The organism is Planomonospora antibiotica, assembly GCF_014647955.1.
In the GTDB taxonomy this organism is placed as follows: Bacteria; Actinomycetota; Actinomycetes; order Streptosporangiales; family Streptosporangiaceae; genus Planomonospora; species Planomonospora parontospora.
The window spans coordinates 106932-118484 of record NZ_BMQE01000021.1; the positions used below are offsets into that span (position 1 = coordinate 106932).

Sequence of the window (11553 nt, forward strand, 5' to 3'; positions counted from 1 at the left end):
CGCCGCGCCCGCGGGGTTCGATGACCGTCCCCTGCGCCGGGCGCGGCGGGCGGGGTCCGATGACCGTCCCTTGTGCGGGGCGCGGCGGGCGGGTGCCGTTCGGCCCGGGTTCGGTGTCCGGAGATGGGGGGTTTCTTGCCCGCGCCCCGTGCGATCCCGCGATCCCTGGGGGACGATGAAGGGGAGCCGCCGGAGGGAGTCGCATGGGAGCGCCGGACGACGGGCACTGCGGGCCGTACCGACTGCTCTCGCCGCTGGGGGCGGGAGGCTTCGGGGAGGTCCACCTCGCGCTGGACCCCGGGGGGCGCACGGTGGCGGTCAAGGTCCTGCACCCGCACGTGGCGGCCGACGGCACGGCCCTGACCCGGCTGGCCCGCGAGGTGGAGGCCATGCGCCGGGTGCGCAGCCCGCACGTCGCCGAGATCCTCGACGCCTCACTGGACGGCGACCGCCCCTACCTGGCCACCCGCTACGTCCAGGGCCGCCCGCTCGACGCGGCGGTCGCCGCCGGCGGCCCGGTCGCCGGGGACGATCTCGTACGGCTGGCGCACGGCCTGGCCGAGGCGCTCGCCGCGATCCACGCCTCGGGGGTGGTCCACCGCGACCTGAAGCCGGCCAACGTCATCTGCGAGGGCGGCGAGCCGGTCGTGATCGACTTCGGCATCGCGTGCCTGCTCGACTCCGCCGGGGTCACCGCCTCCGGGGCGGTCCTCGGCACGCCGGGCTACCTCGCGCCGGAGGTCCTGGAGGGCGGCGGAGCGGGGCCGGAGGCCGACGTCTTCTCGTTCGCGGCCACGCTGGCCTACGCGGCGACCGGCCGTCACCCGTACGGCACCGGTCCGGCCTCGGCGGTCGGCTACCGGGTCGTGCACCACGATCCCGACCTCGACGACGTGCCGTCCTGGCTGGAGCCGCTGCTGCGGGAGTGCCTGGCCCGCGACCCGTCCGACCGGCCGCCGGCGAGCCTGCTGCCGCTCCGCCTGGCGGCTCCGGAGCCCGGTGCCCGCCCGTCGGCGGCCCCGGCGCCGAGCGCCCGCCCGCTGGTGGCCGCCGTCGGCGCGCCGGAGGCGGCGGTCCGCGGGGCCCCCGCCACCGGGGTGCAGGGCCTGAGCACGCGGGAGTGGCGTCCGGGCCGCCGCATCCGGTCCGCGGCCTTCCCGCCGGAGGCCCGGGAGCGCCGCCGGGCCGTGCTCCACCGGCGCTGGGCCGTCGGAACCGGTCTGTTCACGGCGCTGGCGGCGGCCACGGCCAAGAGCCCGCTGCCCGAGGTCTCGCTGCTGCTGCTGACGGTCTACGGCTCGGTGATGCTCGTCGACGGGGGAGTGGCCCTGTTCGCCCGGCGGAACCGCGGCCGCGCGGTCCTCGACCTGTCCTGCGCCGCCGGGGTCGTCCTGCTCTGGGCCGTCCTGGCGGCGTTCTTCAGCCCGCTCAGCCTGGGGCTGGCGCTGGGCACCGTGGTCCTCGTGCTGGTCGTCATCCTGCTGAGCAGCTGACCTCCGCCCGCCCGCCGCTCCGGAACATAGTTCGGTATGGTGGAGGGGGTGACTCGCCGGGTAGGAGCCCCCCGGGCGGCGAAAGCCGTACGGGGTGGCGGTTTGCGCCTAAGCTACCGATGGGTAACATGAGGGCGGGGGACCAGGATCGGGCACGTCCCGGCCGGGCCACCCGCTGTCACGACGCCCTCGGGCACCTGGCAGTCTTGGCATCCGCGTGCACGTGCCCCGCGTGCGCGTACCGAGCATCCGGCGTCAGCCGCGGCGACGCGGCGGCGCACGCGAACACGGGAGGTCGGCCACCGGCCATGAACATCGTCGTCTGCGTGAAGCAGGTCCCCGACACGGCGACCGAGCGCAAGCTGAGGTCCGATGACAAGACGCTCGACCGCGACGCCGCCGACGGCGTCATCAACGAGCTCGACGAATACGCGGTCGAGGAGGCGCTGCTGCTGAAGGAGGCCCACGGCGGTGAGGTGACCGTCCTCACCATGGGTCCCGACAAGGCCAGCGACACCATCCGCAAGGCTCTGGCCATGGGCGCCGACAAGGCCGTCCACCTGGTCGACGACGCCCTGCACGGCTCGGACGCGCTGGGCACCTCCCACGCGCTGGCCCAGGCACTGAAGAAGATCGGGTTCGACCTGGTCGTCCTCGGCTCGGAGTCCACCGACGCCCGCACCGGCGTGCTCGCCGCCATGCTGGCCGAGCGCCTGGGCGTGCCGCAGCTCACCTTCGCCAAGAAGGTCGAGGTGGGCAAGGGGACGATCACCGTCCAGCGCGTCACCGACTACGGCTACGACAAGGTCGAGGCCTCGCTGCCCGCGGTGATCTCCGTGGTCGAGAAGATCAACGAGCCGCGCTACCCGTCCTTCAAGGGCATCATGGCGGCCAAGAAGAAGCCGGTGGAGAAGCTCGGTGTCGCCGACGCCGGGATCGACGGCTCCCAGGTCGGCCTGGCCAACTCCTGGAGCGAGGTCGTCGACTTCGCCGCGGCCCCGCCGCGCGCGGCCGGCACGATCGTCAAGGACGAGGGCGACGGCGGCGTGAAGGCCGCCGACTTCCTCGCGTCGAAGAAGTTCGTCTGAGGACGGGGGAATAGCTGACATGTCCGAAGTTCTCGTTCTCGTCGAGCACGTCGACGGCCAGATCAAGAAGGTCACGCTCGAGCTGCTGACGCTCGCCCGCAGGCTGGGCGCCCCGTCGGCCGTCTGGACCGGGCCGGGCTACTCCGCCGAAGCCAAGGCCAGGCTGGCCGAGCACGGCGCCGAGAAGATCTACGTCGCCGACTCCGCGGACATCACCGACTACGTGGTCGCGCCCAAGGTGGACCTGCTGGCCCAGCTCGTCTCCTCGGTCTCGCCGGCCGCGGTGCTGGTGGCCGCCACGGCCGAGGCGAAGGAGATCGCCGGCCGGCTCGCCGTACGGACCGACTCCGGCGTGCTGACCGACGTCGTCGGCATCGAGGAGGGCCTGGTCGCCGACCAGTCCATCTTCGGCGGCGGCGTCAACGTCCGCGCGCGCGTCACCAAGGGCCTGCCGATCATCGCGGTTCGCCCGAACGCGAGCCCGGTCGAGGCCGCCGCGGGCGCGGGCGCCGAGGAGCAGGTCAGCGTGGCCGTCTCCGACGCGTCCAAGACCGCCAGGGTCGTGGAGCGGGTCAAGGAGGAGAAGGGCGCCCGTCCGGAGCTCACCGAGGCCGCGATCGTGGTCTCCGGCGGCCGGGGCGTGGGCTCGGCCGAGAACTTCTCGCTCATCGAGAAGCTGGCCGACTCGCTCGGCGCGGCCGTCGGCGCCTCCCGCGCCGCCACCGACGCGGGCTGGTACCCGCACCAGTTCCAGGTCGGCCAGACCGGCAAGACCGTCTCGCCGCAGCTCTACATCGCGGCGGGCATCTCCGGGGCCATCCAGCACCGGGCCGGCATGCAGACCGCCAAGACGATCGTCGCCGTCAACAAGGACCCCGAGGCGCCGATCTTCGAGCTCGCCGACTTCGGTGTCGTGGGCGACCTCAACCAGGTCGTGCCGCAGCTGACCGAAGAGATCGCCAAGCGCAAGTAGGCGATCGCACGCGGACGGAAGCGAGGGGCGGGGAGCACGTGCTCCCCGCCCCTCCTGCTTCGTGTCCCCGCCGTCAGCCGGCCATGGTGAGCTCGGGTTCGGGGGAGCGGGCCGGGGCGGCGGAGGCCGTACCCGTGCCGGCCCGGGGCAGGAACCGGGCGGCCACGGCGATCAGGACGCCGAGCGCGACGGCGCCGCCGAGCGCGGTCCGCAGCGACGACAGATCCGACAGGAATCCGATGGCCACCGGGCCGAGCAGCAGGCCGGCGTAGCCCATCGCGCCCGTCTGGGCGATGGCGGGGCCCGGGTTGCGGGTCGCCTCGCCGGCCATGGACATGGCCACCGGGGAGACCGTCGCCACCGCGAGGCCCACGAGGAACATGGCCGCGACGGCGACCGGCGCCGAGGGGACCGTGATGACCACGGCGAAGGTGGCGGCGGTGGCCAGCCCGGAGAGGACGATCATGTTCCGGGCGCCGAACCTGGCCCGGACGCGGTCGCCGGCGAGACGGGCCAGCAGCATGCCGACCTCGAAGACCGGGTAGCCGAGGGCGGCGACGGCCTCCGGGGCGCCCAGCGTGTCACGCAGGTACAGGCCGTTCCAGTCGGCGATCGTGCCCTCGACCATGAAGGCGCAGAACGCGATCACGCCGAGCAGGTAGACCACCGGGGGCATGCGGTGCCGGGCCCCGTTACGGGCGGCCGGTTCCGGGGCGGGGTCGGGCAGATAGGAGCGGCTGACGGCGACCAGCACGGGCAGCGCGGCCAGCGCGACGAGGGCCAGGTGGGCGGTGACCGACAGGCCCGCCGCGATGGCCGCGGTGCCGGCCACGCCGGCGGCGATCGCGCCGACGCACCAGCCGGCGTGCATGCCGTTCATCAGCGGGCGGCCGTGGGCGCGCTCGACGGTCGAGCCCTGCGCGTTCATCGCGACGTCCACCGCGCCGAACGCCAGGCCGAACAGCCCGGCGGCGGCCAGCAGCAGCGGGAAGGTCGGCGCGAACGCCAGCAGGACCAGGGCCGCGGCGCAGAGGGGGGCGCCGACCCGCAGGACGCTCCGGCTGCCGACGCGCGTCATCACGCCGCGCATCGACTGCATGGTCACCAGCGCGCCCAGGCCCCACACGAGCAGGGTGACGCCGATCGACGTCTCGGACAGGCCGAGCTTGTCGGACAGCGCGGGCAGGCGCACGGTCATCGATCCACACAGCAGGCCGCCGAGGACGAAAGTGAGGATTGCCCCGTTACGGGCCCTCCTCAGGTCGCGGGTCATGACTCGATCCCTTCATAAGAGGTTTGCAGGTGACGGCTATCGGGCAGACACAAGCCGGTCGCTTCCGCCGCGTGCGGGAGCGACCACCAGTCCGTGTGTGCGGGCGGGGTCGTCCCGGAGCGGTCCGGGGGCCGGGCGGACACGAGCCCGCCGGGGCCGGAGCGGGCCGGCGGCCGGGCGCGGTCAGCCGCCGAGCAGGTCCAGCAGCCGCCGTTCCAGCTCGGCGTAGTGCCGCTGGTCGTAGAGCCCGGGGTCGTGGCTGGCCACGTCCCACACGCCCTCGCAGGCGAGGCGCACGATCCGCGCGGCCACCGGGTCGGGCTCGGTCTCCAGCCCCTCGCGGTGCCAGCGGGCCATCGCCTCGCGCAGCGGGGTGAGGAGATAGAGGTTGCCGGAGGCCCCGGTGACCACCGCCCAGCGGCGCAGCCTGCCGCTCTGGACGGCGGCGAACGTGGCGGCCAGATAGTTCTTGGTGTAGGTGTCGTGGCCCTGGGCGGCGACGAGCTCGTCGAACTCCCCGATCAGTCGCTCGACCATGCCCTTGATCAGGGCTTCCTTGGTGGCGAAGTGGTAGAGCAGGCCGCCCTTGCTGCAGCCGGCGCGCTCGGCGACGGCCGCCAGGGTGAGCGCCGAGGAGCCCTGGTCGGACAGCAGGCCCTCGGCCGCGTCCAGCAGCTCCTCACGTCTCATGCCGAGCACTGTACCGTCCGGACGGTACAGCAGCAAGCTCGGGGGAACCGTCCCTCACGGTCGCGGATACGCTTGGAGGGCTGAAAAAGAGTTGCGGAGGGGAGTGCGGCTGTGGAGTCCGCCTATCTCGACCATGCGGCGACCACGCCGATGCTTCCCGAGGCGATCGAGGCGATGACCGCTCACCTCGGCAGGGTCGGCAACGCCTCCTCGCTGCACGCGGCGGGCCGCCGCGTCCGCCGGGTGGTGGAGGAGGCGCGCGAGTCCATCGCGGACGCCCTCGGCGCCCGGCCCAGCGAGGTCGTCTTCACCGCGGGGGGCACCGAGGCCGACAACCTGGCGATCAAGGGCCTCTACTGGTCGCGGCGGGCCGCCGGGGCGACCCGCATCCTGGTCAGCGCGGTCGAGCACCACGCCGCGCTCGACCCCGCGCACTGGCTGGCCGACCACCAGGGCGCCACCGTCGAGCTGCTCGACGTCGACGAGTTCGGCCGGGTCCACCCGCAGACGCTCCGCGAGGCCATCGAGCGAGGCCCGGACGACGTCGCCCTGGTGAGTGTGATGTGGGCCAACAACGAGGTCGGCACCGTCCAGCCCGTCCGGGTGCTCGCCGCGATCGCCCGGGACCACGGCATCCCGTTCCACACGGACGCGGTCCAGGCCCTCGGCCAGCTCCCGGTGGTCTTCGCGGACTCCGGGGTGGACGCGCTGACGCTCTCGGGGCACAAGATCGGCGGCCCGATGGGCGTCGGCGCGCTGCTGCTGGCCCGCGGGGTCGAGCCGGTGCCGGTGCTGCACGGCGGGGGCCAGGAGCGCGACGTACGCTCGGGCACCCTCGACGCCCCGGCGATCGCCGGGCTCGCGGCGGCCGTGCGGGCCGCGGTCGCCCACCGGGCCGAGACCGCCGCCCGGCTGACGGAGCTCCGCGACGACCTCGTCCGCCGCGTACGGCAGGCCGTCCCCGACGTGATCCTCAACGGTGACCCGGTGAACCGCCTGCCCGGCAACGCGCACTTCTCCTTCCCCGGCTGCGAGGGCGACGCCCTGCTCATGCTGCTGGACGCCAAGGGCGTGGAGTGCTCCACCGGCTCCGCCTGCTCGGCCGGGGTCGCCCAGCCCTCCCACGTGCTGCTCGCCATGGGCGCGGACGGGATCAGGGCCCGGGGCTCCCTGCGCTTCTCCCTCGGCCACACCTCGACCGGGGCCGACGTCGACCGCGTCGCCGACGTCATCGGCACGGTCGTGGAGCGCGCCCGCCGCGCCGGCCTGACCTGACCCGGCCGGATACGGCGCCGGGCCGACGCGCGACCCGGCGGGCGCGTCCGGGACCGTCGTGGTGACCGCGGGAGAGGCGTCCGGGACCGCGGTGCCGTACGGGGCGGGCCGGTTCAGCCGTCGAGCCGGTACAGGCGGAGGAAGTCGTTGTCGACCGGCAGCACGGTGCACCGCCGGAAACCGGCCTCGGCCGCGTACCCGCGCAGGACGTCGGCGCGCAGCACCGTGCCGGTGGCCGCCGAGGGCCGCTCGACCAGCTGGGTGGGCAGGCAGTGCGTGACGCTCCAGCCGTACATCATCCGCTCGACCCCGTCGCCGGGCGCGGTGAACCGGTCGGCCACCCGCTCGTCGGCGACCAGCACCGCGCCGCCGGGGGCGAGGGCGGCGCGGACGGCCCGCAGCGCCTCCACCGGCCGGGCGAAGTCGTGCAGCGCCTCCAGGACGAGCACCAGGTCGTAGGGGCCCGAGGCGGCCATCGAGGCCGCGTCGCCGCACGTCAGGCGGACGCGGTCGCCGAGGCCGGCCCGCGCGGCGTGGCCGCGCGCGTCGGCGATCGAGGCCTCGTCCAGGTCGACGCCCTCCACCAGGGCGTGCGGGAAGGCGCGGGCGAGCGCGAGGACCGCCCAGCCCTGCCCGCATCCCACGTCGGCGACGCGCGGCCGCGGGCCCGTCCCCGGGTCCGCCTCCAGCCGCTCGACCACGTCGGGCAGGGCGGCCAGCCAGGCGGTGGGCAGCTCGTGGGTGAAGGCCGGCCGGTTGATGTGCCCCTGGCCGTACCGGAACGCCCGGCCGTACGCCTCGTACGGCACGCCCCCGCCGGTGCGGTAGGCCTCGGCCACCCGGGGCAGGACGCCGCCGATCCCGGCGAGGAGGTGGGCGAACGGCGCGACGTGCGCGGGGTCGTCGGCGTGCAGCAGCACCCGGGCGTGCGCCGGGTCCAGGCGGTAGCGGCGCTCGTCGGCGGACTCCTCGCCGGCGGCCTCCAGCAGGCCGGCGACGGCCTGCTGCTCCAGCCACTCGCGCGCGTAGCGCGGTGCGATCCCGGCCCGCTCGGCCAGTCCGGCCGGGGTCAGCGGGCCGTGCCGCTCGAGGGCCCGGTAGAGGCCGAGCTCGGTGCCGAGGTAGACCGAGAAGAGCTCCAGGGCGCCGACGGCGCCGTCGAACAACCGCTCGGCGAGCAGCTCCCCGCGGTCGGTCCCCGGCTGCGGGGAGAGTTCGGTGTTCGGCGCGGTCATGACGGTCCTTCCTGGTGGACGAGGGTGTGCCACCAGGATTTCCGGAACGGGCGCGCGGCGGTATGCAGGAATGCGCATAACGCGGTACGGATTCGGCCAGGCGTCCGGTCCTTCCCCACCCGGCTTCTCCGTGTCCGGGCCGGCCGTTCCGCGGGTCCGGGGGACGGCCGGGTCCGCCGGTGCGGGGGCGGGCGTGCTCAGCTCAGGAACGGGGAGACGGAGATCCAGCCGGGGTCGGTGACGACGTCCACCCGGGGCCGGCCCTCCTCCCAGCTCACCACGAGCTCCTTGGCGTGGATCGCCGCATCCCCCGCCGGGTCGGCGTAGACGTGCAGCACCCGCTGCCCCTCGGCGCTGGTGTGCACGGCGAGCAGGGCGGTGCCGTGCAACCGGCTGATCCGCCCGGCCAGGCGCTCCTCGAAGTCGCGCAGGGCGTCCAGGGAGGGCCCGGTGGGCAGGCCGTCGGCGTCGCGGTGCAGGTAGGGCAGGGTGATCGCGATGTGCTGGTCGAACAGCGGGTGGTCGACCGGGCGGAGCGGGTAGCGGGCGGTGGCGATCAGGCGGGCGCCGCCGGCCGTCTCGCCCTCCAGCAGCGCCCACTGCTCCTCCCGGAAGCCGGAGGCCAGGTCGGCCACCACCGCGGGCAGGTGGACCGCGGGCACGGCGTCGATCGGCGGGAACCGCGAGGCGGAGACGTCGCCGACCCAGCGGGCCACGTCGTCCTCGCCGAGCAGCCAGTCGAGGGCGAGCAGCGTCGCCTCGGTCCGGGTCTCCTCGTCGACGAGGTCGAAGATCGGATGGTGGGCGACCACGTCGACGCGGGGGGCGCCGTGCGGGGCCCGCAGGCCGAGGACGAGCCCGTCCAGCCCGAACCCGTGGCCCGCCACGTCGAGGGTGAGGGCCATGGCCTCCGGGTTGGCCTGCCGGGACGGGTGGAACTCCCACCGCGCGGCGGCGGGCGGTGCGGCGGCGGCCCAGCGGTGCGCGACGGGACGCAGCTCGGGATCTCCGGCGGAGGTGACCACCAGGGCCTGGTCGGCGGCCAGGCCGGGGGCGATCTCCCACACCAGGGAGGGATGGACGAGCCGCACCGCGGGCGCGATCCACTCGGCCAGCCGGTCGGCCTCCCCGGCGGCGACCATCGCGTCCAGCTCCGGTCTCGCCTCCGCCCACCACGACCAGAACCCGGCGATGCCGTCGGCGGGTTCGCCGGAGGGCTCGCTCTTGCGCCCGAACAGTCGCATGGTCCCGGATTCTCCCAGTACGACGGGGCACCTGCCAACGCGGGTAGGCTCAGGAGGGTTATGGCTCTCCGTGTGCTTGCCGCCATGTCGGGCGGCGTCGACTCAGCCGTGGCCGCCGCTCGCATCGCCGAGGCGGGCCACGACGTCACGGGCGTGCACCTGGCGCTCTCGGCCAACCCGCAGTCCTACCGGACCGGCGCCCGGGGGTGCTGCACGATCGAGGACTCCCGCGACGCCCGCCGGGCCGCCGACGTGATCGGCATCCCCTTCTACATCTGGGACATGGCCGAGCGGTTCCACCGGGACGTGGTCGAGGACTTCGTCAGCGAGTACGCCGCCGGCCGCACGCCCAACCCGTGCCTGCGCTGCAACGAGAAGATCAAATTCGAGGCGGTGCTCGACCGGGCCCTCGCCCTGGGCTTCGACGCCGTGGCCACCGGGCACCACGCCCGGATCGTCGACGGCGTGCTGCACCGCAGCCCCGACGAGGGCAAGGACCAGTCCTACGTGCTCGGCGTGCTCACCCGCGAGCAGCTCGGTCACGCGATCTTCCCGCTCGGCGACTCGACCAAGGCCGAGGTCCGCGCCGAGGCCGCGCGCCGCGGGCTCATGGTGGCCGACAAGCCCGACAGCCACGACATCTGCTTCATCGCCGACGGCGACACCCGGGGCTTCCTGGCCGACCGCCTCGGCGCGGCCGAGGGCCCGATCGTGGACGAGTCGGGCGAGGTCGTGGGCAGCCACGAGGGCGCCTACGGCTTCACCGTCGGCCAGCGCAAGGGCCTGCGCATCGACCGCCCGGCCGCCGACGGCAGGCCGCGCTACGTGCTGTCCATCGAACCGGTCTCCAACACGGTCACGGTCGGCCCGCGCTCGTCCCTGGAGGTCACGGTCGTCGAGGCCGTCCGCCCGGTCTGGAACGGCCCGGTGGACGCGCCCCGCGAGCCGCTGGCCTGCATCGTCCAGCTCCGCGCGCACGGCGAGGTGTACGGCTGCCGCGCGCAGGTCTCCGGCGACGGGGAGCGGCTCCGCATCGAGCTGGACGCCCCGGCGACGGGGGTGGCGGCGGGCCAGGCCGCGGTGCTCTACCTCGGCGACACCGTGATCGGCTCCGCCACCATCGCGTCGGCGGCCTGAGCGGCGCGGCCGGGCGGCCGCGGACTGGAGGGGCGCGGCGGTCCGCCGCAGGAGCGGTCCGGCTCCGCGGCGATCCGCCGGCGGCCCCTCCGCGCGGTGCGGGCCGGCGCCGGCTACGGCAGGGTGACCGACTCGCCGGGCTTGAGGCGGCGCATGTCGGCCTGCTGCTTCTCCGACTCCAGCGCCAGCCACCGGTCGACGATGCCCAGGCCGATCTCGTTGAGCAGCCCGTCGTGGGTGGAGAAGGCCCGCGCGGGACGGACCTCGCGCAGGTAGGCGATCAGTTCCGAGCCCTTCAGCCACGGCGCGTTGGTCGGCGCCAGCAGCGTGGGAACCTCGACGCCCGGCGGGGTGAGCGCGTCACCGGGGTAGAAGACCTCCTCGTCCACCAGGAAGCCGACGTTCTGCACGATCGGCTGGTCGGGGTGGTTCGGCGCGTGCCACTCGCCGACGACCTTCACCTGGAACCCGGCCGCACCGAACGCGTCGCCGTCCCGCACGACGTGGATCTCGGCCGGGACGCCGGCCAGCGCGGCGGCCACGCCCTCGCAGGTCCAGATCTCCAGGGACGGGTCGGCCTCGGCGGCCCGGCGCAGCCGCTCGGGATCGACGTGGTCGAAGTGCTCGTGGGTGATGAGCACGGCCCGGGCGCCGTCGAGTGCGGACTCCTCGCTGAAGGAACCCGGGTCGATCACCAGCGCCGAATCGCCCTTCTCCAGGCGCACGCACGCATGTCCGAACTTCGTGAGCTTCATCATGGGACCTCCTTCGTGGATACCCCGGCCTTCAGGCTGGGGAGGAAACGAAGCTCCCGCGTAGCGGGGCAGGGAAAGGCGAATCGCCGCCAGGGCGATTCGGCGTCTACGGCCACCGGCCGAAACCCGCCGCTCACACGGAAACTGATACGACGTGAGGCATGACGCAGCAGGTCAAGCGGGCTTTTAAGTACCGCTTCTACCCCACGGACGAGCAGGCAGCCGAGCTGTCCCGCACGTTCGGCTGCGTCCGCCTCGTGTACAACAAGGCGCTGGCCGAGCGCACGCGGGCCTGGTACGGCCAGCAGCACAGAATCTCCTACGTGCAATCCTCGGCGGAGCTCACCGAGTGGAAGAAGAGCGAGGAGCTTGCCTTCCTGGCCGAGGTGT

General features: G+C 74.4%; 11 protein-coding genes. 6 read left to right on the forward strand and 5 right to left on the reverse strand.

Annotated features, from left to right (window positions below; genetic code table 11):
- Positions 1 to 203: 203 nt before the first annotated feature.
- The 3 genes from IEZ06_RS20030 to IEZ06_RS20040 all read left to right on the forward strand — a co-directional run bounded on the left by IEZ06_RS20030 (position 204) and on the right by IEZ06_RS20040 (position 3554).
- Positions 204 to 1493: a serine/threonine-protein kinase gene (locus IEZ06_RS20030; RefSeq protein WP_189238228.1), complete on the forward strand. Its 1290-nt coding sequence runs from the start codon at positions 204 to 206 to the stop codon at positions 1491 to 1493.
- 308 nt (positions 1494 to 1801) lie between these two features.
- Positions 1802 to 2581: an electron transfer flavoprotein subunit beta/FixA family protein gene (locus IEZ06_RS20035; protein ID WP_189238229.1), complete on the forward strand. Its 780-nt coding sequence runs from the start codon at positions 1802 to 1804 to the stop codon at positions 2579 to 2581.
- Positions 2582 to 2600: 19 nt separating this feature from the next.
- Entirely contained in the window at positions 2601 to 3554 is a 954-nt protein-coding gene (locus IEZ06_RS20040; RefSeq protein ID WP_189238230.1) for an electron transfer flavoprotein subunit alpha/FixB family protein, read from the forward strand.
- A gap of 73 nt (positions 3555 to 3627) precedes the next feature.
- On the opposite strand, the gene IEZ06_RS20045 is transcribed toward IEZ06_RS20040, so the two are convergent.
- Complete coding sequence (locus tag IEZ06_RS20045; RefSeq protein ID WP_189238231.1) at positions 3628 to 4827, reverse strand: MFS transporter; 1200 nt, start codon at positions 4825 to 4827, stop codon at positions 3628 to 3630.
- 183 nt (positions 4828 to 5010) lie between these two features.
- The gene (locus IEZ06_RS20050) at positions 5011 to 5517 is read right to left on the reverse strand and encodes a TetR/AcrR family transcriptional regulator (protein WP_189238232.1); all 507 of its coding nucleotides are present in this window, start codon (positions 5515 to 5517) and stop codon (positions 5011 to 5013) included.
- A gap of 111 nt (positions 5518 to 5628) precedes the next feature.
- Between IEZ06_RS20050 and IEZ06_RS20055 the strand changes: the two genes are divergently transcribed.
- Complete coding sequence (locus IEZ06_RS20055) at positions 5629 to 6792, forward strand: cysteine desulfurase family protein (protein WP_189238233.1); 1164 nt, start codon at positions 5629 to 5631, stop codon at positions 6790 to 6792.
- Positions 6793 to 6905: 113 nt separating this feature from the next.
- On the opposite strand, the gene IEZ06_RS20060 is transcribed toward IEZ06_RS20055, so the two are convergent.
- Both IEZ06_RS20060 and IEZ06_RS20065 read right to left on the reverse strand, forming a co-directional pair.
- Entirely contained in the window at positions 6906 to 8027 is a 1122-nt protein-coding gene (locus IEZ06_RS20060; RefSeq protein ID WP_189238234.1) for an SAM-dependent methyltransferase, read from the reverse strand.
- Between the two features lie 197 nt (positions 8028 to 8224).
- The gene (locus IEZ06_RS20065; RefSeq protein ID WP_189238235.1) at positions 8225 to 9271 is read right to left on the reverse strand and encodes a DUF695 domain-containing protein; all 1047 of its coding nucleotides are present in this window, start codon (positions 9269 to 9271) and stop codon (positions 8225 to 8227) included.
- A 60-nt stretch (positions 9272 to 9331) separates the two neighbouring features.
- Here IEZ06_RS20065 and mnmA point away from each other — a divergent pair, with 60 nt between their 5' ends.
- Entirely contained in the window at positions 9332 to 10408 is a 1077-nt protein-coding gene (gene mnmA, locus IEZ06_RS20070) for a tRNA 2-thiouridine(34) synthase MnmA (protein WP_189238236.1), read from the forward strand.
- A 113-nt stretch (positions 10409 to 10521) separates the two neighbouring features.
- On the opposite strand, the gene IEZ06_RS20075 is transcribed toward mnmA, so the two are convergent.
- Complete coding sequence (locus tag IEZ06_RS20075) at positions 10522 to 11166, reverse strand: MBL fold metallo-hydrolase (protein WP_308427672.1); 645 nt, start codon at positions 11164 to 11166, stop codon at positions 10522 to 10524.
- A 158-nt stretch (positions 11167 to 11324) separates the two neighbouring features.
- Between IEZ06_RS20075 and IEZ06_RS20080 the strand changes: the two genes are divergently transcribed.
- A partial coding sequence (locus IEZ06_RS20080) for a helix-turn-helix domain-containing protein (protein WP_189238237.1) occupies positions 11325 to 11553 on the forward strand: 229 nt, incomplete at its 3' end.

Coding starts and splice junctions, on each gene's coding strand:
- IEZ06_RS20075 (WP_308427672.1), bottom strand. CDS start 11,166: ATGATGAAGCTCACGAAGTTCGGACATGCGTGCGTGCGCCTGGAGAAG.
- IEZ06_RS20045 (WP_189238231.1), bottom strand. CDS start 4,827: ATGACCCGCGACCTGAGGAGGGCCCGTAACGGGGCAATCCTCACTTTC.
- mnmA (WP_189238236.1), top strand. CDS start 9,332: ATGGCTCTCCGTGTGCTTGCCGCCATGTCGGGCGGCGTCGACTCAGCC.
- IEZ06_RS20050 (WP_189238232.1), bottom strand. CDS start 5,517: ATGAGACGTGAGGAGCTGCTGGACGCGGCCGAGGGCCTGCTGTCCGAC.
- IEZ06_RS20030 (WP_189238228.1), top strand. CDS start 204: ATGGGAGCGCCGGACGACGGGCACTGCGGGCCGTACCGACTGCTCTCG.
- IEZ06_RS20065 (WP_189238235.1), bottom strand. CDS start 9,271: ATGCGACTGTTCGGGCGCAAGAGCGAGCCCTCCGGCGAACCCGCCGAC.
- IEZ06_RS20040 (WP_189238230.1), top strand. CDS start 2,601: ATGTCCGAAGTTCTCGTTCTCGTCGAGCACGTCGACGGCCAGATCAAG.
- IEZ06_RS20035 (WP_189238229.1), top strand. CDS start 1,802: ATGAACATCGTCGTCTGCGTGAAGCAGGTCCCCGACACGGCGACCGAG.
- IEZ06_RS20060 (WP_189238234.1), bottom strand. CDS start 8,027: ATGACCGCGCCGAACACCGAACTCTCCCCGCAGCCGGGGACCGACCGC.